Genomic DNA, 23,672 nt, shown 5'->3' with positions numbered 1-23,672 from the left:
TATGCATCGGATTCTGATTGTTGACGACGAGAGAATAGAACGGGAAGGCATTCGCAATCTGATTCGAAAATTAAAGCTGGAGCTGGATCCCCTCGTGGCGGAGAACGGCGAGGCAGCCCTCCAAATCGTGCGAAGCGAGCCGGTCGATATTGTCATTACGGATATTAAGATGCCCTTTATGGACGGTCTGGAATTGTCCGAGAAAATCCGGGAGGAACATCCGGATATCGAGCTTATTATCTACAGCGCATTCAACGAGTTTGAATACGCGAGAAGAGCGATGCGCGCCAACGTTTCGAATTACCTGCTGAAGCCGATACAGGTGCCTGAATTTCTTGCGGCGATCCAGCGGGCGACGGACGCTTGCCTGGAGAAGGAGGCCGATAGAAAGCGGGAGCTTCAGCTGCTGGAAGGCTACCGCTTAGGAATGGCATACGAGAGAGAAAAGATGCTGCTGGATGCGATAAACGGAACCAGACCGATGAAGCCCCCCGCAGCTGCTCGAATAGATGACGCGGAACCGGAGTCCATCCATCTCTTGCTCGTGGAGTGCCCTCGTCATTTTTTCGATATGCATAATGACGATTTTTTGGCGATGCTCCATGAACGCCTCAATCTCCCTTTCGACTATTTGAACGTGAACGAGAATCAAAGCCTTCTGTTCATCCGCCATCCCGTTCCGTTGTCCAGGGAGACACTCCGGTTTTTGGCCGAAACGGTCTCCGCAAGCACGTTAGAGCGTTACGGGCAGACGGTAGGCATTATTGTCGGCGCCGCTGCCGAAGGATGGGATGGCGTTCATTCCGCTTACTGCGGGATTGAGCGTTTGCTGGAATTCAAGTTTTTCATGAATGAACAAGCGATTTTGTTTGCCGAAGAACATTTCTCCGAAGCTTCTTTTGACGAGGTAGAATTACAGTCGATTTCGGATAAAATTTACCAGTGCGTAAATTTCAGCGACTTGCGAGGCGCCAAATACGGGGTCGAGCTGCTGTTCTCCTATTTGAAAACAACAGGTCATTTTTCTTCGCTCTACACGAAATTTTTATGCTCGGAGATCATGAACAAGCTGCTGGTGAAAGAGCATAAGAAAAGTCTTGCGGTTATTAACGATTACTTGGACAAAATCTCCCGGTCTTCTTCTTTGCACGAGCTGAAGGATCTGATGCTCGGCGTCTTCGACCTGGTAGAATCCTGCACCGGCGCCAGGAACAAAGAAGAATCCGCGAATAGGATCATTGAGCAGATCAAACAGATGATCGAGGAGCGTTACGATCAGGACCTCTCTCTAGAGGGAATTGCCGAACAGGTCTATTTAACGCCCAGCTATTTAAGCTACCTCTTCAAGAAGGAAACGGGTCAAAGCTTGATCCGGTATATTACGCAAGTACGCATGGACAAAGCCGTGGTGCTGCTGAGGGATACGAACATGAAAATCGTTGATATTTGCCAAAAGCTGGGGTACAGAAACTCGAACTATTTCATCCAGTCCTTTCGTCAGCATTATGGCGTAACTCCGGCCAAATACAGGGAAAGAACTCCGTAAAAAAATGGCGCAAATCATAAATATATGAGATAGAGGGCGTTTGCGAAACGCTGGTATGATGGACACGTTACAAGTTAAATCATTGGAGGTTGGGGCATGAACAGAAAAAAATGGCTTATCTTGCTTAGCATGACGGCACTCCTCGGCGTGAGCGCTTGCAGCGGCGGGAATAACGGTCCATCGCCTAATACGGCGACAGAACCGGATAATTCTCAGCCGTCCGCCGAATCCAGCAACGCGTCCGCGACAGACGGACCGTTCGCCAAGTATGAGGATACCGTCAAGATTACGCTGGGACGGCAAGGCGTGTCCGGCAACAACTTGCCTGCCGGCGACACGCTGGAGGACAACGAATATCTGAGATACGTGGAGGAACGTCTAAACGTTGATGTCCAGTATGAGTTCTCGGTTGAGGATTTGAAGGCCTACAATCAGAAAGTCACCTTAGCGATTGCCAGCAACAACATACCCGACGTGATGATCGTCGACGAGCAGCAGTTCCATCAATTGGCCAAAGCCAATATGCTGGCCGATCTAACCGACATCTATGAGGACTACGCTTCGCCGTTGATTAAAGAGTACTATAATTCCTATACCGGAGACCGGGTCCTGAACACCGGCAAAATCGACGGAAAGCTGTATGCGCTTCCGAACACGAATATCGACGGGAATTTTCAGCTGCTCTGGATTCGCAAGGATTGGCTGGACAAGCTTCAGCTCCAGCTTCCGAAGACCGTGGATGACGTTAAAGGCATCGTCAAAGCTTTCGTCGAGCAGGATCCCGACGGCAATGGCGCGAAAGACACAACCGGACTTCTGGGAGATCCTACAATTGTCGGAGACGGTGGATTCTTCACCTTTGATCCTATCTTTAACGCCTATCATTCCTATCCTAAGAGCTGGTTCAAGGATGAAGAGGGCAACATCTTCTACGGCTCTACGACGCCGGAAACCAAGCAAGCTCTTGGTGTATTGCGCGACATGTACGCAAACGGTCTAATAGACAAGGAGTTCCTGACGCGGAAATGGGAAGATAACGCCGGATTGGTATCGAGCGGACGCGCGGGCATTTTGTTTGCGCCATGGTTCGCCGGCTGGGCCATGTCCGATGCGGTGAAGGCCAACGCAAACGCCGACTGGGTACCGCTCGCCGTACCGCTCGATGACGTGGGCCAGCGCAACATCGTACCGTCCGTTCCTTCGGGCTCGTTCCTTGTCGTCAACAAAAACGCGAAAAATCCCGAGGCTGTCCTTAAGGTGTTGAATGTGGAGTATGAAGGCATCCGCTTGATTGATCCCGCAACCCAGGAGCTTTACAAGGGGCAGGGCGTAGGTTGGCTCAATTACCCGCTCAACCTGCAGCTTGATTTCCAGGATTCGCTTGCCAGAGACATACCGATCTACGACAAAGTCCTTCAAGACAAGGATAAGACCGATTTGCCGGCACGCATCCTGCCTCGCGTCGAGTCGCTTCTGAAAAATCACGATAATCCGAAGCAGGATATGGCGGCGTACGCGGATTCGCTGGCGTTCTATACCGCGGCTGCCGTAACCGGCGCCAAGGAATTGAAACGCATTGATCCCGTTTTCTACGGCAATACCGAAACGATGCTGAAGAGAGGCGCAAACCTCGATAAGCTGGAGAATGAAACGTTCTTGAAAATTATTACGGGCTCAGCGCCTTTGGATGAGTTCGACAAATTCGTCTCCACTTGGAAATCCATTGGCGGAGATCAGGTCGCGAAAGAAATTGGGGAAATCGTCAAACAGAAGTAATCAAGCCGACTATTCGAGTTGCTGTCAGGGGCTGCCAGGAAGATGAGGTGGCCCCGTATTCATGAATTCAAATTTTTCGCGTAGGTGGAGATGGAATGAGAAACCGCACTTTTATCCGTAATTATCACATCATGTTGATGCCCGGGATTGCGCTGCTTCTCGTGTTCAGTGTCATTCCGATGTTCGGCATCGTGATTGCGTTTCAGGATTTTCAACCGACGCTTGGTATATTTCGTTCGGAGTGGGTAGGCTGGGAAAACTTTGAATATATGTTTGCCTTGCCGGATAGCCGCGTTGTTTTTGTCAACACGATTATCATTGCTTCACTGAAAATCGTATTCGGCATGGCCGTTCCGCTCACATTCGCTCTGCTCCTTCATGAAGTTATTAACGTGAAATTCAAACGGATCGTTCAGACGATCGTCTATTTGCCGCATTTCATGTCCTGGGTTATCCTGTCCGGCATCATGATCAATTTGCTTAGCCTCGATGGCGTCGTCAACCAAGTGGTTCATGTATTCGGCGGAGAACCGATTATGTTCTTGCAGAGCAATAGTTGGTTTAGGGTGGTGCTGGTTGCCAGCGACGTGTGGAAGGAGTTCGGTTTCAACACGATTATCTACGTTGCCGCTCTTACCTCGATTAACACGAATTTATACGAAGCGGCTGCCATTGACGGAGCCGGCCGTTTTCAACGATTGCTTTATATTACGATCCCCAGCTTGCTGCCAACGGTGATCCTGCTCGCGACCTTAAGTCTCGGGAACGTGTTGAACGCCGGCTTTGAACAGATCCTGAACCTGTATAATCCCATCGTCTACCAGACGGGAGATATTATCGATACTTACGTGTATCGCGCGGGATTGCAGGAAATCCAATATGGCTTGGCTACGGCTGTCGGCTTGCTGAAATCTCTCGTCAGCTTTCTCCTGATCGCTGTCTCTTACATGCTTGCCGCACGCTTTGCCAATTACCGCATCTTTTGACGGGAGACGATTGATATGATTCGTGGAACAAACCGGTATGCTGATCTGACAATCTATCTCATTTTGGGCGTTATCGCCTTTTTGTCAATCGCGCCGATCATAAATACGCTGGCCATTTCGTTTAGCGGCAAAATACCGGCCATGTCGGGGCAAGTCTATTTCTGGCCGGTTGAATTTAATCTTAGCGCATACGAGTCGATCCTTAGAGACCGCAGCTTCTTCTTATCCTTTGGCGTTTCGATTCAAAGGGTGCTGCTTGGAGGGGCAATCAATTTTATCATTACGATATTGATGGCGTATCCTTTGTCCAGATCGGCTAAGCTGTTCCCCGGCCGGAATGTCTATATGTGGTTTGTTATTTTTTGCATGCTGTTCAACGGCGGGTTGATTCCTTGGTATATGACCATATCTTCGCTTGGTTTGCTGGATTCGATCTGGGCACTGGTGCTGCCGCCGGCCGTCCCTATTTTTAACGTCATCCTGCTCATGAATTTTTTCCGGGGCATTCCGAAGGAATTGGAGGAAGCGGCGAGTATGGACGGAGCGGGACCATGGAAAATGCTTTTTGTCATTTTTGTCCCGATTTCCTTGCCAGCCTTGGCTACCGTAACGCTATTTTCGATCGTTGGGCATTGGAACGCCTTCTTTGACGGCATGGTTCTCATTAATCATAAAGAGCACTGGCCGCTTCAAACCTATATTCAGCAATTGATCATCAGCGTCAGCTCGATCATGAATACGACGGACCCCGAAGAAATAAGGCGGTTGACGAATATGTCAAGCCAGCTGCTTAATTCTGCCAAAGTGATGGTGTCCATGGTCCCGATTTTGCTGATTTATCCGTTTCTGCAAAAATATTTCGTGAACGGCATCGTGCTTGGCGCGGTAAAAGAATAGAGGAAATCGGCGTTTAAAGTGGAAGATAGGATGGTCGGATTGGCGAAGCCGTTAAGCAGCGTGCATCGGAATCTGCGAAGCAGGATCATGCACAAAGGGAAAGGGCGGATATGCCGTTGCTTGCGAACTGGTTCAACTCCATGAAATTAAGGCACAAACTGTTTGTTTCTTACATGGCCGTGATTTTAATTCCGCTTACGATTCTGGGAATCTATTCTTATCAGCAATCCAAAAAGCTGCAGCTGGAGCAGGCCCATATTGTCTTGCAAGATAATTTGAGAAAAATCGACGATAACCTGAGCTATAAACTTCAGAGATTTAACTCGGCCATCGAATTAATCAGTTATAACCCGAATTTCTCGCAAATTTTCAACAAGGAATACGATAGCTATTTTGAGATGTACGTGGATCTGAAGGAGACCGTCGACCCGCTTATCAATACGACGACATCCTTAAACAAAGATATAGAGCGGATTGTTATATATACGGAAAACAACCTGACGCAACGCATGAATTCCATCATGCCGATTGCTTCGGTGGAGCGCGAAGATTGGTATAAAGAGGCCATGCAGACGATTGATACGCACTGGTATGCGCGAGACGGCAAGATTTTCGGCGTACGGCGAATATTCGGGGACATCAATTACGAGAAAAAGAACCTTGTTTATGTAGAATTGGTTCCGAACTTTTTATCCAGCTCTTTGGATCTGTCCGACATCAAGCAAGCGATAGCGGTCATCACCGATCCCCAGGGAAACGTGGTATACAAGGCGGAGCCGGACTCGAATAATGGATTCGATGCGGGCAAGCTTGCGGAGATGCAGCTTCAGGGAGGGAGTAGAAAGCTTCCGGGATATATTTTGCTCCAGCGCAAGCTTAGGGAATCCAACTGGACGTTGTCCTTGATTGTACCCGTCGAGGCATTAACGGTCAGTCCATGGAAAATCATTCGCGCAACCTTGATTATCGAAGGCATCAGCGTAGTCGTGTTATTGTTCATCATAGGCCTATTCACCCGCGGGTTTGTAAGAAGGATTCAGCGTCTTAACCATAAGATGAGATTGGTTGAGGAAGGTACGCTTACGATCAACTTGAAGGTTCATGCAAGCGACGAGATCGGGGAGCTGGAATCCCGCTTCGGCAAGATGCTGGCGAGTATCAACCTGTTAATCGAGGAAGGCTACCAGAACAAGATTACCCAAAGAGAGGCCGAATTGAGAGCGTTGCAGGCCCAGATAAATCCGCATTTCCTTTATAATTCGTTGTCGGTTATCAATTGGAAGGCGATTGACGCAGGGGCTGACGAAATAAGCCGGGTGGCGGGATTCTTGTCCACGTTTTATCGCACGACGCTGAATCAGGGGAAGGATCATATCCTCGTCAAGGACGAATTTCTGAACACGAAATCTTATCTCGAGATGCAATTAATCATGCATGATTACAATTTCGACGTCGCGTACGAGATTGATGAGAGAATCGTCGAACAGCAAATCATTAAGCTCATTCTGCAGCCTATCGTGGAAAATGCGATCGAGCACGGGATCGACCAGAAGCGAACCGGAAGAGGGGCTCTGCGAATAAGCGGAAAGCTGGGGGAAGACGATGAAACTCTTGTATTCGCTGTCGAGGATAACGGTCCGGGGATTCAGCCTGACATAGCCGATGCCCTGCTGACCCAACAGTCTAAAGGGTACGGTCTCCGCAATGTTCACGAGCGGATAAGGGTTCAATACGGAAGCCCATACGGCATTACCATTGCTAGCGAGCCCGGGTGCTGGACGCGGGTGAGCGTTACGATACCCAAAGATTAGGAAAAGGCAGGAATAGATAGAAACTTAGAATGATGAAGATTTCATTAGCGTTCAAAGCAATCAAGGAGCAGTCTGCCATCAATCCTGGCAGACTGCTCCTTCTGTTATTAATTGTTAAACCGAAATCGTTAAGTTTATACAGCCGATTAAGCTTATGATTTCATAACGGTCACAATCACGCCGTCCGAATTGTTTCCAGATATTTCGTAGTTTCCGGCAGCAGGCACGTGGAGCGTCGTATTCGAAGATACCGGAAAATAGTAGACGGCGTATGTTATGCCCGAGACAACCGTCGTGATTGATTTGCGCTCTTTTAAATTATCCAAGTATTCCTCGAACGCCCAATGATTCTCTTGCATGATTGCGCTATGCGGAAGCCCGACATACCGAATGTGCCAAGGCTCGTTCACGACATCCGTAATTGTGGTTTTATCCTCAGGATAACGAACGATAAACCCATACCTCCAGGAGTTCTCCTTCAACCATCTTCCTTCAGGTGCGTCTTTCATCTGCGCCGTCGTCGAACCGATGTCTAATGCAAGCCCTAAGTTATGCTCGCTATGTCCAGGAACTGCCGCGATATCCGGTCCCAATTCTTCGTATAGCGCGTTTTGCTCCTTGTTGTTTCGATAACCGCTGCTGATAAGAAAATGATCTATACCGTCATCGGCGGCGTCTTTGATCATCGAAGCGAATTTCTTTGTCAAATCGGGAGAAAGCCTAACGGTTCTGTCCAGCAAGCCGAAGCCATTTCGCAATTCCTTGTGCTCAAACAAGTTCACCGCTTCGGCATCCGCATGATTAGGCGGTACAGCAAGTTCCTCGTTGATGAGAAGCAAATTCCCCTCGTGTACTTGATTCTTCCCGACTCGGATCACAAGCTTGTCTTTATGCGGTCCACTCTCCGAAATGAACGATTCCGAAGGGCTGCCCTTCACAGCCTGTTGAATCGGAAGCTCGTCATCTGCCCTCATGAACCGATTATAGATCACTATCACCGACAACAATGCCGTAAGCAGTAAAAACCATTTTCTCATGAATTGTCCCTCCTCATTCTCTCTTTTCTAGCTTAAGGAAACAAATTTAAAATAAAGCAGTTGAAAATCTTAAAGATTTATTAAAACCTTTCGTCCGGCTCCAACGCTATTGATTGTTTAATATCATATTGAGCACTTTAATGAACCTAAGCAGCACGAGATCTATAACCATGTGGAAATTTACAATAACATATGAAAGTTTTAACAAAAAGCGCGATTTACTCTCGAGTTTGGATAATGTTTCATCGATAAAATAAATTGCTGATCTAAGGAGGCCTGCACAAAACAATCATTTATTCGAAATAAGAGGAGAGTCATCATGAGAAGGTTTATAAGAAACAAAAAGTTGCCGGCGATGGTGCTGGCACTCGCAACGGTATTGAACTTATCCAATATTGGCGCTTTCACAGCCAATGCAGCTCCGCCAGGCGTAAATGTCCTGAAAAGCGAGAAAATTTCCTCCGGCGTCCACTTTACCTCGGAGGAGTACAGTAACTACTATAAAGAGAACAATCGAGTAGTCGTTAACCGTCTGGATATTAACCCGGCTGATTCGAATACGAGGATCATCACTGCCAAGGCGTACGACACTATAAGCGCCGTGGAAACGATCGGCGACCAGGCAAACCGGGAAATGTTGAAAGGCAATCAAGTCATTGCCGGTATCGACGGCGATTTTTACGATATCGATCCTGCCTCCGGAAGTCCGCTTGGGCTGATGATGAAGGACGGCGAGCTGATTATCAGCCAGGCGCCAGACGAAAATGCAACGAATTATCGCACCAGCTTTTACATGGACAACGCAAATAAGCCGGGAATTAACCAAATTCATGCGGAAGGCAAAATCTCGGTTGCGGGGGCCCAGTACGACGTAAATCTGCTTAACCGAAACCAAAAAGTGACGAACGGTTTGGTCATCCACACGAGCAAAATTACGAAAACGCGTAAAATGACGCATAACTACGCTGCCGACAGAGGCAAATCGGCTTTTGCGTTGATTCGCGTCAACGGCAATTTCGACGGCGTTCATCCGGGGCAGGATTACACGGGTACCGTCGTTAACGTAACTTCCACGGAAGGCTTCGATATTCCCGACGACTCCGTCGTTCTGGAAGGCGTAGGCACATCGAAACCGATCGTCGAGGCGTTGCAAACCAACGCCGAGGTTAGCTTTAAATACGATTTGTACGCAGGCAAAGATGCGAACAACAACGATAGGATGAACAATGATATCGTGACGTCAATTACCTTTAACACCTGGCTGGTGCGTGACGGCGTAGCGCTGTCGACCGGAGATACGGCTCCCAACGCCCATACGGCATTGGGCATGAAGGCGGACGGAAGCTTAATCGCGGTTACCGTAGACAAACCAAGTTCCAGTTATACCGGCAGCATCGGGACAAGTCTTGACGATCTTGCGAAATATTTGCAAGAAGCGGGAGCGGTCAATGCGCTTAATCTGGACGGCGGCGGTTCAACGGAGATGATCGTGCGCCAAGCCGGCAGCGATCGTCCGGTAACGATAAGCCATCCTGGCGATGTCAACGGATCCAGACTCGTTTCCAGCTCCTTGTTATTCGTTAGCACGGCGACGAAAGGCGCGACGGTCGGCAACGTGGTCGTCGACAAGAATGTGACGCTCTATACCGGCTCGAAATACGATTTCTCCTATCGTTTGGCTGATGAATTCGGCAATCCCATCTCCAGCGGCAACGGTCCCGCCGCTTGGGCATCGACCATCGGAAGCGTCGACCCGGCCGGCCATTATGTCGCGAATGCAGGAATCGGTGCAGGGGAAGTAACCGCGACGGTGGACGGGGTGAAAGGCAGCGCAAAGGTAACGGTCGTGGATACCGTCAACAATGCCGCCTTTACCAGCAATAACGTGGTTATGATGAACAATGAGAAGAAGCAGTTTGGATTCACCGCGGTCGACGGATCCGGAAATCAGGTGTACATTGATCCTTCCGTCGCGACTTGGAGCCTTTCCGGAGGCATCGGGGACGTAGACGCAAGCGGTCTCGTCACGACGAACGAGAACGGCGGCACGGGCACGCTTACCGCAACGTTCGGATCGTATACGATAACGACCAATGTCACGGTCGGACCCAAAGAGCAGATCATCGACAACTTCGATACCGTTTCGGACAGTGTCGGAATCCATCCGAGCAACTACCCGATTCAAGGTTACCATTATAGCGGAACAGCCTATCCTGCGAATACGAATGCCGCAAGCAGCCCTTATTTCAGTTTCTCAACGACCATCAAGCATTCGGGAGACCGAAGCTTTAAAATGGATTACGACATGGCCAATTGGAGTAAAGCCGCAAACGGCACTTTGAATTGGATTCCGCATTGGTATAAGAGCCCCAATTGGAGCGATGACCTTGCCGATTCGATGGATAAATCCTATAAAACCGATATCTATCCGAAGAAGTTTGGGATTTGGGTATACGGAGACGGCAAAGCTCCTTGGCTCAGGGTCATCTTTAAAGACGGTACCAACACGAACAAAACGCTCGATCTGACTACCGAAACCCAAGATATCGATTGGGTAGGCTGGAAATATCTCGAACTCAATATTCCTCAAGGCTGGGCGTTGCCGATACGGCTGAATTACGTGTACATGGCCGAGACAACGAAAACGAAGCCTAACTATTCCGGTTCGATCTATTTCGACGATATGAAATTTATTTATACCGACGACGTTCAAGACATCAGCGGTCCCGTATTCACCAATACGCTCCCATCGTCGGACGGCTGGTTCGACAGCACCCTTGATTTCTCGACGACGATAACCGATAACCTCTCGGGCGTGAAAGAGGACAGCATTATCGTCAAAGTGAACGACGCGCCTCAGACTTATACTTACGACAAAGATACGGGTCGTCTCAGCTTCAAGCTGGAAAATCTGGTTCAAGGGGATTACAGGGTATACGTTGAAGCAAAGGACGGAGCAGGCAACCAGTCCGTTCCTTGGATCGATAAAACGTACCATGTGGATTTGACGCCGGACGAAGAAGCTCCGACGATGACGGACGTAACGCCGACGAAAGATGTCAAGGTGAAAATTCCGACGCCTAGGGTAACGTTCAAGCTGTTGGATAGCAAATCGCAAGTGGATCCGGCGAGCATTTCCGTTAGGATGAATGATATCGAGCTGCCTGTGTATTACGATGCCAACACGGGTTGGGGCTATGCCGAACCGGCAAGCAACTTGGCGAATGGCGACTATACCTTAAGCATCAATGCCCGGGATAATGCGGGGAATGCCATGCCAACCTATAAGGATGAATTGACGCTCGAAGCCGTCGCCCAGCCTGCGGACGGCCATAACTTCAGCATCTCGGTTATTCCGGATACGCAAGGCAACGCTTTTACCCAAAAGCTGTTTAGCCGCGCGGCAGCCGACGATACTTCCTTGGTCATGCACATGGGCGACATCGTCGACGACGGCTCGCAATTGCAGTACGATCAGGCGGACGATTTCACCAAGCTGTTCGGTGCCAAGCCGTTCTTCGTGCTCGCGGGCAACCATGAGGCCTTTAAGAACACGCTCGACATCTTTTACAAGAAATTCGGTTCTCCGACGCAGCATTTCGAATACGGAGACACGCAGATCATTATGTTGAATTCGGCTTATATTCAAAGCATTACCGAATCGGATTCCACCCAGTTCCATTGGCTGGAGGACGTTCTAGCCAAAAACACGAAGAAGAACGTGCTCGTATTCGACCATGTTATTACAAGGGATTCGTTCGGTACGGCTCACCAAATGGACGCAGAGGATGCGAAGAGATACGAATCTATTCTCGGCGAGTATAAAAAGGCCCATCCGGACACCGAGATTTACAGTTTGTTCGGACACCTTCATACGCTTCAAACATGGGACGTAGACGGAGTAAAATACATCATCACCGGCAATGGCGCGGATAAAACCTATGTCTCGCACGGAGACGGGGATATGTTGGGAAGCGGCAAAATAACGCTTACCGACGGCAAGATGAAATTTACTTACGACCCGCTTCTCACGAAAACGTACATTAAAAACGAAGCCATCATCGGCAATAAGATGAGTGCGGTTATTGGTTCCAAGGTCCAATTGGATATGTTCGGCGATTTCCGAGAGTATCCTGCCAATTATGTGACCCAAATTAACAATCACGATCTGGTCGGAATCAAGTGGAGCTCGAGTAATGAAGCGGTCGCTTCCGTGGACGAGAATGGCGCAGTCACATCCAAGTCCAGCGGTTCCGCGGTTATTACGGGAGTTTCCGGAGGAAAAGCCAGCTCCGTCACGGTCGAGACGGTCAAGCCTACGGACGTCACGCCTGTCAAGCTGAACTTGTACGTTCCTGAATCCACTCAAGTGGGCGGTACGTTCATCCCGACGATCAAAGCGACTAACGCTTACGGCGCGGTTTACGCCCTTGACGCGAAGGACGTTACCTTCAGCTTCAAGAACGGAAAGGCACACATGCAAGATGCCGGAGTCATCCTCGCAGATGCCGAGGGCGACGAAGAGATCACGGTTACGTTCAGCGGATTGAAGGCGACGGCCATCGCGAAAATCGTTGCCAAGCCGATTACGCCTCCGGCTCCAGACAATGGCGGTCCGGTCGCGACTAAACCGGATGTCGATTTGACTAAGGACAGCGTCGTGAAAGCCGGCGTCTTCGCGGAACTCGCGAAAGACAAGAACGCAACGATGACGTTCGCGGGCAACGGCTACAAATGGAAAGTCATTGGCGCGGACATCACGAATCCTAACGCTGACGCAGACTTAGGCGTTAACGTCAAAAATCAAGCTCCCGTAGGGAAGGTTTCGACCCCTGTTCAACTGAATAGAAAGAAAGTCGTTATGGGCTTGTCTCTCAATCAGAACGGAGCACTTCCGGGGAAAATGACGCTTGAAATCCCGACGAGCAAAGATCAAGCAGGCAAAAAGCTCTTCTTCTACGCGGTAAATTCCGCCGATCAAGCGCCTGTGCTCGTATCCGAGCTTACCGCCGACGAAAACGGAAACGTAGCGATTCCTTTCACTTCCTCGACGTCGGTCGAGTACGTGCTAACGTCGCAGAAGATCTTGGATTTCAAAGACGCCGACGCTCACTGGGCCAAAGCGGACATCTATTATCTGGTTGGCAAGGACATGATAAGCGGCGTTAACGACAGCCAGTTCCTGCCGAATAACACGATCACGCGCGGTGAATTCGTCAAGTTGATCGCCGGAGCGGCCGGAGCGGACGTGTCCGGGTTCACGAACAGCTCGTTCGCGGACGTCAGGCCGGACGCCTGGTACTCGCCTTACGTTGAATGGGCGAAGAAGAATAGCATCGTGCTTGGAGTAAAACCAAATGTTTTTGCTCCCAACGAGAAAATTTCGAGGGAACAAATGGCGGTTATTCTTGTACGACTGTCCGACTTGCTCGGATACACCTTGGAGACCAACGCCCAGCCCGTTCATTTCAAGGACGAAGCCACTATTTCCTCCTATGCGCGCGAGGCTGTGAAAAAGGCGCAGCAAGCCGGGATTGTAAGCGGCATGCCTAATAATCAATTCTCCCCAGAGAAAAGCGCATCTAGAGGAGAAGCGGCTAAGATGCTAGCGACCTTGCTCAAAGCCATGGAAAAGTAAAATGAATTAAGTCGTTGCAAGTTCATACGAAGACACAAACAATAAACGATCGCTTTCCGGCATTTCGGCTGCCGGGGAGTGATCGTTTTTGCAAGTTTACTAGCTACTGGATTCCGGAATCGAGGATTTAAACAAGAAATTCGGAGAAGCAATCAGACGGATTTTTTAGCGTTTGACGGTGTAGAGATTCATGGAGCGAAAGGCTATCTACCGTGAATTCGGCGATGCTGCGCTTTTTGGATGTTTTGCGGGATGCGGAGTCTCGAATAATGAAAGCGTTGACAACTTGGCGAGGCCGAGGTCAAACTGTAGATGCCATCATACGTACAAGAGGGGATGCCGATGAGGATCAAGTGGGTCAATCATGCTTTGCGGGGAATCGTCCGCCCGTTTCAAATCAGCCTTCGGTACAAGCTTATGCTGCTCATGGTGCTGATCGCCGTGCTGCCGCTGTCGCTCGTCACGCTGTTCGCCACGAAGACGACCAAGCATTCGCTCGCCTCGGAGGTCATCCGGTCGAATGAATCCCGGATGGAATGGGCGGCTAAATATTTCGACGAGAAATTCGATCAGCTGCAGGCAGTTTCCTATTCGCTTCTTCTTGACAGCACGTTGTTCCCGAACGCGAACGACGGCGCGGTTCAGAGCGAGGGCACGCCTTCGTTCGTAAACCAATATACGATCGACAGGCTGAAGTCGTTGTACAGCGCCAACAACAAGAACATTGCGCAGGTTGCGCTGTATCTGAAATCTCAAAATCGCCTCTACGTCGTCGATAAGGACGCGGGTATCTCGACCGATCGTTTGAAGACGCCGCAGGTGGATTGGGGGGCGATCGGGCGGTCGCACGAGAGCTTGAATTTATTGCTTAACAACGGGAAGAACACCTTCTCCATTGTAAGGAGCATGAACCGGTTCCCGGACCGGGAGGTGCTAGGGGGCGTCAAGCTCGAGGTGCGGTGGAAAATGATGAACAGCGTGCTCGACATGGTCCACTCGGAGTCGAACAGCGAGGTGTTCGTGGCGGATGCGGACGGCAACGTCATGTACAATCCGTATTCCGAACGGATCGCCACCGAACCGGAGACGGTGAAGGCGGCACTTGCCGGACCCGGCGGTCAAGGCTATAAGGAATCGAAGCGGGGCTTCCTGTTCTATCAGCCAAGCGTGTCGGGACAAGTCTGGATCGTAAAATTTATTCCGATGGAATACGTAACCGAAGGAGCGTCTTCAACGCTGAATTTCAGCCTGATCACGGCGCTGGCGTTCGCGATCGTCGCGATTGCGGCTTCGGTGCTGATCGCGTACATCACGACCCGGCCGATCATTAGACTTACGCAGTCGATGAAGGCCGTCGAAATTCAAAATTTTGAGGTGGACATCCGGGAACCGAGAAGCGACGAGATCGGCACGCTGGAGCGCCGGTTCAATTCGATGCTTGGCCGGATCAAAGAGCTGATCCAGACGGAGTACAAGGCCACGATTGAGAAACGAACGGCTCAGGTAAAAGCGATGCAGGCGCAGATCAATCCGCATTTTTTGCATAACGCGCTGCAGGCAATCGGAGGCATCGCGTTGTCCAGGAACGTACCGGAGATCAATGAGCATGTCCGAGCGATTAGCGATTTGTTCCGTTATACGATCCGAATGAAATCGGACCTCGTTACGGTCGCGGACGAGCTGGAGCATGCGCGGAACTACCTGCAGATCCAAAAGCTGCGCTTCCAGAGCATGATCGAGGTTCGGATCGACGCGGACGAGGAATGCCTGGGCTGCACAATTCCGAAATTCTCGCTTCAGCCGATCGTGGAGAACTGCTTCTTTCACGGGCTGGAGGGGAAAATGGATGCCTGGTCGATAACGATTCGGGTAGAGAAGGTGCTGGACGAGATTGAAATCAGCATCGCCGACAACGGAATAGGCATCGAAGAATCGCGACTGGCCGATATCCGCCGTCAGCTCAGCCAGCCCGCGGACGGGCAGGAGAACGGAGAAAGTATGGGGATAAGCAACGTCAACGCTCGGATTAAGCTGCTGTTCGGCGACGAATACGGACTGTTTATCTCAAGTGAATGGAAGGCGGGAACAACCGTTAAGCTGCTCATTCCCGCACACGAAGAGGGGGAGAAGACATGAAGGCGGTTATCATCGACGATGAATTCTGGACGCGCGACAGCATTAAGCGGCTCGCGGATTGGGAACGATTCGGGATTAATCAGGTGGAAGAAGCGGAAGAGGGATTAAGCGGGCTGCGGATTATCGATCAGATCCATCCGGACATCGTGATCACGGACATGCGAATGCGCGGTATGGACGGCGCGGAGCTGCTGAAGAAGCTGACGGTGGATTATCCCTTCATAAGGAAAATCGTCATCAGCGGCTTCGACGATTTCGCGTACACGAAGCAAGCGATTCTCTCCAGAGTGGATGAATATATCCTGAAGCCCGTGCAGGCGGAGGAATTGAACCGGGCGCTGGAAAAGGCTGTATCGGAGCTGCGAATCGCACGGGGCCTTCATGCCGCGCAGCCCATGAACAAGGACGTCATGAACGTCGTGACCGAATATAAGGAGCAGATCTCGCGGCAGTTTCAGGAGCTGCGGGCCGAGGCTGTCCGCGAGTCGTTCGAGGCGCTTGAAGCACTGCTGGGATCGCAGGCAACGCCCGCCCCGGGTCTGCATCATTTACTTTACAAGCATTTCATGCTGCTGCTGGACGAACTGATGGCGAAAGCCGGCATCGATTCCGCCACGGCGCTTCCGGAGCAGGCAGCATCGTTCTTCGTCACCGATTTCACGCCGCTCGAGCAGTGGATCGGCATGCTCCGCTCCTCGTACGGAGCGGTATTGGAGCAGACGATTCAGTCGCGCCAAAGCAAGCATCGTCTCGATATCGAGCATATCCGCCAGTTCCTCAACCGTTCGTACGCGGAGCCGATTACGCTGGAGTCGATCGCGAGCCTCTACTTCGTCAGCAAGGAGCATCTGGCGCGGACATTCAAGCAGGCGACAGGCTCAACGGTCATGGACTACATCGTTATGAAGCGGGTTGAAGAGGCTAACCGGCTGCTGCGGTCCTCCGTTTCGATCAAAAGCGCGGCGGAAGCGGTTGGTTATTCCGACCTGACCTATTTTCACCGCATTTTCAAAAAAGTGACGGGTATAACGCCTGCGCAGGCGAGACGGGAAACGGAGGAGCCGTGATGGCGAACTGGTAGGCCGGACAGGGTCATATAGCGCATCGATCAACCTTCTAATATCAATATCGTCCATAAAATCACGCAAATGCGGTCCAATGCCAAAGGTGCTGTCTCCCGTTATACTCATGATGTAAGCGTTATCCATACTTAGGGAGGTCTTGAAATGAAGAAAACGATTTCGATCTTGACAGCGGTTACAATATTGGGACTAACGGCAGCCTGCTCCGGTGGAGGCAACTCGGATAACGGAGAGGGAGCCGGGAACACGCAAGCAAGCGGGGCGAATGATGCTCCTTCAAATACGGCGGCCGACAACAAACCTTCGGGAGCTCCGAAGAAAGTAGAGCTGAAGATCTTCCTCGGCGGTCTAGACCGATTCCGCGACCAGTTCGACGGCTATTTCGAGAAATTCGCGGAGAAAGAGAAGGCCGAGAAAAACATTGAAGTCACGTTCAACTCCGAGTATCCGGGCGCGGACAACGCTCCTCAAATCTTGAAAACCCGTCTCGCCACGGGTGACGTACCCGATGTATTCAGCCTTCATGCGGGCAATGATATGCCTACCTTCCTACAAGGCCGGCTATTTGACGGACTTGTCCGACCAGCCGCTGGCGGGCAAGCTTATCGACGGCATCAAGGAGCTCGTTTCCATGGACGGCAAGGTCGTTGCGGTGCCTATGGAAAGTTTGTCGTGGGGCTACCTGTATAACAAGAAGATTTTTAGCGATCTCGGCATCACGCCGCCTAACACGCTGACCGAAATGAAAGCGGTTGTGCAGAAGCTGAAGGACAACAAGGTGACGCCGTTCCTGCTCAGCTACAAGGAAAGCTGGATTCCGCAATTGTTCCTGCCGCTGACGGTAGGCGGGCTCGTCAACAGCAGCCACCCGGACTTCATGGATAAAATGAACACTGACCAAGGCAGCTTCGCCGACATTAAGGAAATGTTCGACATCATTGATCTTGTCAACGCGAATGGCACGGATCGGGCATTCGAGAAAGGCAACGACGATGGCGCTGCCGATTTCGCGAATGGCAAAGCGGCAATGTGGGTGCAAGGCCCGTGGGATGCGGACAGCATCCTGAAAATGAATGACAAGGCAGAATTCGGCGTCGCGCCGCTGCCGATTAACGACGATCCGGCTTCGCTGCGCATTAACGTATCCGTGTCTACGGCACTGTCCGTGCCCCCGACCAGCAAGAACAAGGAGGTCGCGATCGACCTGCTCAACTTCATTCTCGACGACCAAGCATCAAACGATCTGTACCAAAGCCTGAAATTCAATCCGGTTTCCAAGAACCATACCTTTAAACCTTACCCTTGGGTAGAAGACGCCGCCGTTTACGTGAACAAAGGCCAATCCTACAGGGACCCTGCGATTCCATCCGCGGTTAAAGACGAGTCGGGCAAAGCGCTGCAATCCTACTTTGACAAGAAGCTGTCCAAGGAAGACGTTATCAAGCAATTGGACAAGGCATGGAAGGAAGCTAACGCGGCAGCCGCCAAGTAACTCGAAGCCAGGATCAAAACGAGCGTATCCTGTTTCCGCAAGGCCCCTTGGGTCAGGCGGGAGCAGGCTATGTCTTCCCAAGGAGTGAATGCAATCATGACGAGCCGACGCTATAAAGCTAAAGCGACCTTGTCGCTCATTTTGTTCGTGCTGCCCGCCTTCGTGCTTTATCTGCTTTTTCTGGTTATTCCGATGCTCCAAGGCTCTTACTACAGCTTCACGGATTGGAACGGACTGAACAAGACCTACGATTTTGTGGGCATTCAAAATTTCGTCGAGGCGCTGCGGGATGACCGCTATTTCCGCTCGGCTATTTGGTTCACCGCCAAGTACGTAATCTTCGCGGTCGTCTTCCAGAACGTACTCGCCCTGCTGCTGGCGATGCTCATCGAATCCCGTACGCGGGGCAAAGGGCTGTTCCGGACCATTTTCTTTATGCCGAACATGATCAGCGTCATTATCAGTACGTTTATGTGGGTATTCGTCTTCTCGAAGGTTATTCCGGCCCTATCCGAATACGCCGTATTTAAATTCCTCGATCTGTCCTGGCTTGGCGATCCCCAGGTATCCTTCTGGTCGATTCTGCTAGTGTCCTTATGGGGCGGGGTCGGCACTCTGATGTTGATTTACATGTCGGCGATCCAGGGGATTCCCTCGCATCTGAAGGAAGCGGCCATCATCGACGGGGCGACGCCTTTCCGTATGCTCCGGTACATCACGCTGCCGTTAATCGCCCACGCGCTGACGATCTGCATCTTCTTGACCTTAAACAGCTCGTTTAAGGTATATGATCTGGTCTACGCCTTAACCGGCGGAGGCCCGGGACGGGGAACGCAGGTTATTACGATGAACATTCTCGAGGAAGCGTACCAAGGAAACAACCGATACGGCTATGCCAGCGCCAAAGCGATCATTCTATTTCTGATTATTCTCGTCATCACCATGATTCAAGTGTCGGTCATGAAGAAGCGCGAGGTGGAAGCATGAGCAGACGACTCTATCCGGTTCTGGCCTGGTTCGTGCTTGCGGTACTGGCTGTTTACTTCCTCTTTCCCATCTATATGGCCATCGTCAATTCGTTCAAGACGGAAGGCGAGGTATACAACTCCGTGTTAGGTTTGCCGTCAGCATGGAAACTGGATAATTACACCGATGCCTTCAAGAAGGCAAATATGCTCCGAAGCGGCTGGAATACCGTCGTTGTGACCGTAACGGGCATAGTCGGCATCGTTGCGTGCAGTTCCCTGGCTGGTTATAAGCTGTCGCGCACGCGAAGCCGTCTCAGCAGCTGGATCTTCATGCTGTTCGTAGCGTCCATGCTCATTCCGTTTCAGACGATCATGGTTACGCTGACGAAGATGGCCCGCGATCTCGGGCTTCAGGGTTCACCGTTTGGTCTCGGTGTCGTATGCGCGGGGCTTGGCGTCAACATGGCCATTTTCCTCTATCACGGTTTCGTTAAAGGCATTCCCCGGGAGCTGGACGAATCGGCCAGCATGGACGGCTGCGGCGAATGGAAAGGGTTCTTCCTGATCATTTTTCCGTTGCTCTTGCCGATCACGTTTACCATCGTTGTGCTGAATCTACTCTGGCTGTGGAACGACTTCCTGCTGCCGGTGCTGCTGTTGAACGATTATCGCCAGTATACGCTCGTATTGACGATCAATATGTTCTTCGGCAAATACAGCCGGGACTGGGCGCTGATTCTTGCATCGCTGATTCTTTCGTCCATTCCGATCGTCCTGATCTTCGCGTTTTTCCAGCGGTGGATCATCCAAGGCATTACCGAAGGGGCGGTCAAAGGGTAAAACGAATGATGCAAATACAAAGAGAAAGCCCTGAATAAACAAGAATGATGCGGAAAATTTCTTTCTTGTAACTCTATGAAATGGGCCTCCGGACAGGCCATTGGAAGAACCAAGGCGAACAAGCCCTCATAGAATGAGATAGCTTCACAATCCATCTATGAGGGGGAAACAGGCGATGAGTATCATAAATTACGTCGCGAACAGCGGATTCGAATCGGGACTTACGGGGTGGGTGACCTCCGGGACAGTAACTCTCAACTCGACCTACAGCCAGACCGGCTCGAACTCCGCACAGGTTGCGGGAGGGACGTCCGGCTCCTATATCTATAAGCTCGTTAGCGTACCCGACAGCAACAACTTCGAGCTGATGGTCTCGCTGTCGAAGAACGGCTCCGGTCTCGGACCGTCCGTCATTATCGGGGTCTTTTACTTCACGACCGGGCTCGTCTATCAGAATACGGGACTTTTAGCCACGATTCCTTCCCGTCTGCCGGACGGCACGGCGAATAACTGGAAGACCGCCTACTTCAATGTGGAACCTGCCTTCCCGGGAGCGACCGTGGCTCAAATTTTCATTACGACCGGTTTGCTGGCTAATTCGGCGGACCTGCTCGTCGATGATGTCCAGCTGCTCAACAGTCTTTGAATATCTTGCTAAATCAAATGCGACATGCATCCTGTCCTAAACAGGGCCGCGCAAGCAAAAAGGGAAGAAACAGGTGCGTCCTGTTCTTCCCTTTTTATTTGCGTAGAAGTTTTTATAATGCAATTATCATTGACGAGTCATTGTAGAGGAAAAGAGGCAGGAGTAAAATATTGGATAAGCATGTAAGCGGTTGGGGGAGAGAGACTGCGGTGGATACTTCGTTACTTGTTGCATTAAGTATTTCGTTTGTCTTTGTGACGGTGTTTACTCCTGTCTTGATATGGGGGCTGCGCAGCCTGAAGCTGCTTCAGCCTATTCGGGTTGAGCTGCCGGCGGATCACCAGGCTAAACGCGGCACGCCTCTAATGGCTGGACTCATTCTGCTGACCGGCGTGTTTACCTCGGTCTATTTTTATCCAAGTCCGCTTGTGCTGTTTCTGGGAGCAACGTTTGTGCTGTTTAGCCTGGTAGGCTTTATGGATGATATGAAGAAGGCGGCCTTTCAAGATCCTTCAGGCATTTCGGGGAAAACAAAGCTGGTATTCCAGTTTGCGTTTACGATTCTATTACTGTATATTTTATTGACTCAATTTCATTTGAGCTCCGATATTCTGCTGTTTTATGACTTAGCGATTCACCTGCCGGTGTGGGTATACCTGATTCTCGCGATGCTGTTTATTGTCGGCTCCGCGAATGCGATCAACTTTACGGACGGGCTCGACGGGCTGTTGATTAACGTCTCGATTCCAACCTATTTTTTCTTCTTTATGATTTCGGACAAAACAGAAATCAAGACCTTCTCGTTAGTCATGATTGGCTGCCTGCTGGGGTTATTCTTGTACAATATTTATCCCGCCAAAGCTTTTATGGGCGATACCGGCTCGCTTGCGATTGGGGGCTCGCTAACCTTTCTAGCTGTTATCGAAAAGGTTGAAATTCTTATTCCGCTATTATTTTCAGTCTATTTAGCGGAACAGCTTTCGGTTATGCTGCAGGTCTGGTATTACAAGAGAACGAAAAAAAGACTACTCCGGATGGCTCCGATTCACTACCATTTCAGCTTGAAATATGGCTGGAGCGAGAATAAGATCGTCATGATTTTCGGATTTGTATCCTGGATATCCGCAATGCTCTCTTGGATCTTATGGAAGTACCTGCGATGAAGAGCTTGAGAAATCAAGCCAGACTTTCGAGGAAATTAGCCAAGGATGCACCGTTTCGAAAGAAAGTCTTTCGCGCTGCAACCGGGATCATGAAAACAAGCATTCCAAAAGCTGCGGTATCAGGTTCGTTAAACAGGTGCGGCTGTGCTAAAATATGGTGTGTAGCGAACTTTACATACCGGAATTAAAGGAGCGAGAACTATGCAATCCGTAGCAGGAAAAGTAGCAATAATCACCGGAGCGGGACGCGGTATCGGGCGTGCGACAGCCATTGCGTTTGCGCAAGAGGGCATTCACGTCGGACTAATAGGACGCTCGCTGGAAAACTTGCAAAAGGTAGCGGAAGAGCTTAAGCCGTACGGCGTGAAGACAGCGGTTTCGACAGCCGACGTGGCCGATCTGGCTTCCGTTACTGCGGCAGTCGAATCCATCCGCGGAGAGCTGGGCGCCATCGATATTCTCGTTAACAATGCCGGAATCAGCAAATTCGGCGGCTTTATGGAGCTGACGCCGGAAGAATGGACGAAGATTATCGATGTCAACGTTAAAGGCGTGTACTACGCCACCCGCGCGGTATTGCCGGAAATGATGGAACGGAACACTGGCGATATCGTGAACATTGCGTCCACGGCGGGTCAAAGAGGAGCACCGCTCACAAGCGCGTATACCGCATCGAAAGCCGCCGTTATTGGGTTAAGCGAATCTTTAATGCTTGAGGTTCGGAAGAAAAACATTCGCGTAACGACGTTAACTCCAAGCACAGTCGCAACGGATATGGCATTGGAGCTCAAGCTGACGGACGGCAACCCGGAGAAGGTTATGCAGCCGGAAGACTTGGCGGACTTGATCGTCGCGCAATTGAAGCTGCACCCTCGCGTTGTATTGAAGCATGCCGGGCTGTGGTCGACAAATCCGTAAAACCGGCGCAAAGCGAAAGAACATTAAAAAAGCCCCGATAGGGGCTTTTTTAATGTTCTTTGCAATCTTCTAGAGACTTCGTTCCAGCAGAACCCCAACCTGCTTCGCCATAACTTCCGGCGGATGAGGCATTCCATTCCTGATCCACCACTCAATTATCCCTACATAGGCCGTGCCGGCGTATTGCAGCATAACTTCATCGCTTAAATCCGCATTTCTGTTGCTTTCTCTGTCAATCTCGCCTTTAAAGCCCTCCATAAAAGAGTCGAGAAGCCGGGTTCTGAAGGACGAAGGAGCGCCTTTTGCTTCTTTGCTCGCCAGCATAGTGGAGAAAAACAAATAATTTTCCTCGAAATATTTAAAATAAGGCACCAAGGCATCGGTCCAAGCCATTTCGCATGCCCATTTATCCATTTCTCCCAATTCGTTCAGATGCGTTTCAATGAGTTTATCCAATAAGTCGTATTTGTCCTGATAGTGCAGGTATATCGTTCCGCGGTTTAGATTTGCCCGGTCCGCGATATCCTGAATCGTAATTTCGTCGAAGCTTTTTTCGGACATTAGATCGATAACCGCGGATTTTAAGGATTCCTGCGTTTTTAGAATTCTCCGATCTACTTTGGGCATGACAATAGTCACCTGGCCTTTGCAAGATAATTAACATTTTTGGTTTATATGTTGATATATCAACATATCCCGATTTTTTAACCATTGAATGCGGTTCTCTAAGCTATAT

At 50.5% G+C, this 23,672-nt stretch carries 15 protein-coding genes and 1 pseudogene; 14 read left to right on the top strand and 2 right to left on the bottom strand.

The genetic code is table 11. The features are described 5' to 3' along the window. Position 1 precedes the first annotated feature (1 nt). The 5 genes from EV294_RS09085 to EV294_RS09065 all read left to right on the top strand — a co-directional run bounded on the left by EV294_RS09085 (position 2) and on the right by EV294_RS09065 (position 7,016). Complete coding sequence (locus tag EV294_RS09085; protein ID WP_132306016.1) at positions 2 to 1,546, top strand: response regulator; 1,545 nt, start codon at positions 2 to 4, stop codon at positions 1,544 to 1,546. Between the two features lie 96 nt (positions 1,547 to 1,642). Further along, positions 1,643 to 3,322 (top strand): extracellular solute-binding protein, encoded by a 1,680-nt coding sequence (locus tag EV294_RS09080; RefSeq protein WP_132306014.1) that lies wholly within the window; start codon positions 1,643 to 1,645, stop codon positions 3,320 to 3,322. Positions 3,323 to 3,417: 95 nt separating this feature from the next. Beyond that, positions 3,418 to 4,308 carry an ABC transporter permease gene (locus tag EV294_RS09075; protein WP_132306012.1) on the top strand — a complete coding sequence of 297 codons (891 nt, stop codon included), beginning with the start codon at positions 3,418 to 3,420 and terminating at the stop codon, positions 4,306 to 4,308. Positions 4,309 to 4,323: 15 nt separating this feature from the next. Beyond that, positions 4,324 to 5,205 (top strand): carbohydrate ABC transporter permease, encoded by an 882-nt coding sequence (locus tag EV294_RS09070; protein WP_132306009.1) that lies wholly within the window; start codon positions 4,324 to 4,326, stop codon positions 5,203 to 5,205. A gap of 110 nt (positions 5,206 to 5,315) precedes the next feature. Further along, positions 5,316 to 7,016 (top strand): sensor histidine kinase, encoded by a 1,701-nt coding sequence (locus EV294_RS09065; protein ID WP_132306007.1) that lies wholly within the window; start codon positions 5,316 to 5,318, stop codon positions 7,014 to 7,016. 152 nt (positions 7,017 to 7,168) lie between these two features. On the opposite strand, the gene EV294_RS09060 is transcribed toward EV294_RS09065, so the two are convergent. After that, positions 7,169 to 8,053: a M15 family metallopeptidase gene (locus EV294_RS09060; RefSeq protein WP_132306005.1), complete on the bottom strand. Its 885-nt coding sequence runs from the start codon at positions 8,051 to 8,053 to the stop codon at positions 7,169 to 7,171. A 319-nt stretch (positions 8,054 to 8,372) separates the two neighbouring features. Between EV294_RS09060 and EV294_RS09055 the strand changes: the two genes are divergently transcribed. From EV294_RS09055 to EV294_RS09015, 9 genes and pseudogenes are all read left to right on the top strand, one after another. After that, positions 8,373 to 13,691 carry an S-layer homology domain-containing protein gene (locus tag EV294_RS09055; RefSeq protein WP_132306003.1) on the top strand — a complete coding sequence of 1,773 codons (5,319 nt, stop codon included), beginning with the start codon at positions 8,373 to 8,375 and terminating at the stop codon, positions 13,689 to 13,691. A gap of 342 nt (positions 13,692 to 14,033) precedes the next feature. Next, a complete protein-coding gene (locus EV294_RS09050) occupies positions 14,034 to 15,827 on the top strand; it encodes a sensor histidine kinase (RefSeq protein ID WP_165930628.1) in 1,794 nt (597 codons plus the stop codon). Then, complete coding sequence (locus EV294_RS09045; protein WP_132305999.1) at positions 15,824 to 16,894, top strand: helix-turn-helix domain-containing protein; 1,071 nt, start codon at positions 15,824 to 15,826, stop codon at positions 16,892 to 16,894. The genes EV294_RS09050 and EV294_RS09045 overlap by 4 nt, the downstream gene beginning before the upstream one ends. Before the next feature lie 159 nt (positions 16,895 to 17,053). Next, positions 17,054 to 18,401, top strand: a pseudogene (locus EV294_RS09040) (ABC transporter substrate-binding protein). A 96-nt stretch (positions 18,402 to 18,497) separates the two neighbouring features. Next, on the top strand, positions 18,498 to 19,388 hold the full coding sequence (locus EV294_RS09035; protein WP_132305997.1) for a carbohydrate ABC transporter permease: 891 nt from the start codon (positions 18,498 to 18,500) through the stop codon (positions 19,386 to 19,388). Beyond that, complete coding sequence (locus EV294_RS09030; protein WP_132305995.1) at positions 19,385 to 20,209, top strand: carbohydrate ABC transporter permease; 825 nt, start codon at positions 19,385 to 19,387, stop codon at positions 20,207 to 20,209. Before EV294_RS09035 ends, EV294_RS09030 begins: the two co-directional genes overlap by 4 nt. Before the next feature lie 175 nt (positions 20,210 to 20,384). After that, the gene (locus EV294_RS09025; RefSeq protein WP_165930627.1) at positions 20,385 to 20,855 is read left to right on the top strand and encodes an NTTRR-F1 domain; all 471 of its coding nucleotides are present in this window, start codon (positions 20,385 to 20,387) and stop codon (positions 20,853 to 20,855) included. A gap of 209 nt (positions 20,856 to 21,064) precedes the next feature. Beyond that, complete coding sequence (gene mraY, locus EV294_RS09020; protein ID WP_132305991.1) at positions 21,065 to 22,018, top strand: phospho-N-acetylmuramoyl-pentapeptide-transferase; 954 nt, start codon at positions 21,065 to 21,067, stop codon at positions 22,016 to 22,018. 201 nt (positions 22,019 to 22,219) lie between these two features. Next, entirely contained in the window at positions 22,220 to 22,936 is a 717-nt protein-coding gene (locus tag EV294_RS09015) for a 3-ketoacyl-ACP reductase (protein ID WP_132305989.1), read from the top strand. A gap of 69 nt (positions 22,937 to 23,005) precedes the next feature. Here EV294_RS09015 and EV294_RS09010 read toward each other — a convergent pair whose 3' ends face one another. Beyond that, positions 23,006 to 23,563: a TetR/AcrR family transcriptional regulator gene (locus tag EV294_RS09010; protein ID WP_132305987.1), complete on the bottom strand. Its 558-nt coding sequence runs from the start codon at positions 23,561 to 23,563 to the stop codon at positions 23,006 to 23,008. Between the last annotated feature and the right edge of the window lie 109 nt (positions 23,564 to 23,672).

The organism is Paenibacillus sp. BK033 (assembly GCF_004345425.1).
GTDB lineage: Bacteria > Bacillota > Bacilli > Paenibacillales > Paenibacillaceae > Pristimantibacillus.
Note: the sequence above shows the minus strand (reverse complement) of the source record. Positions and strands in the feature narration are given on the sequence as shown.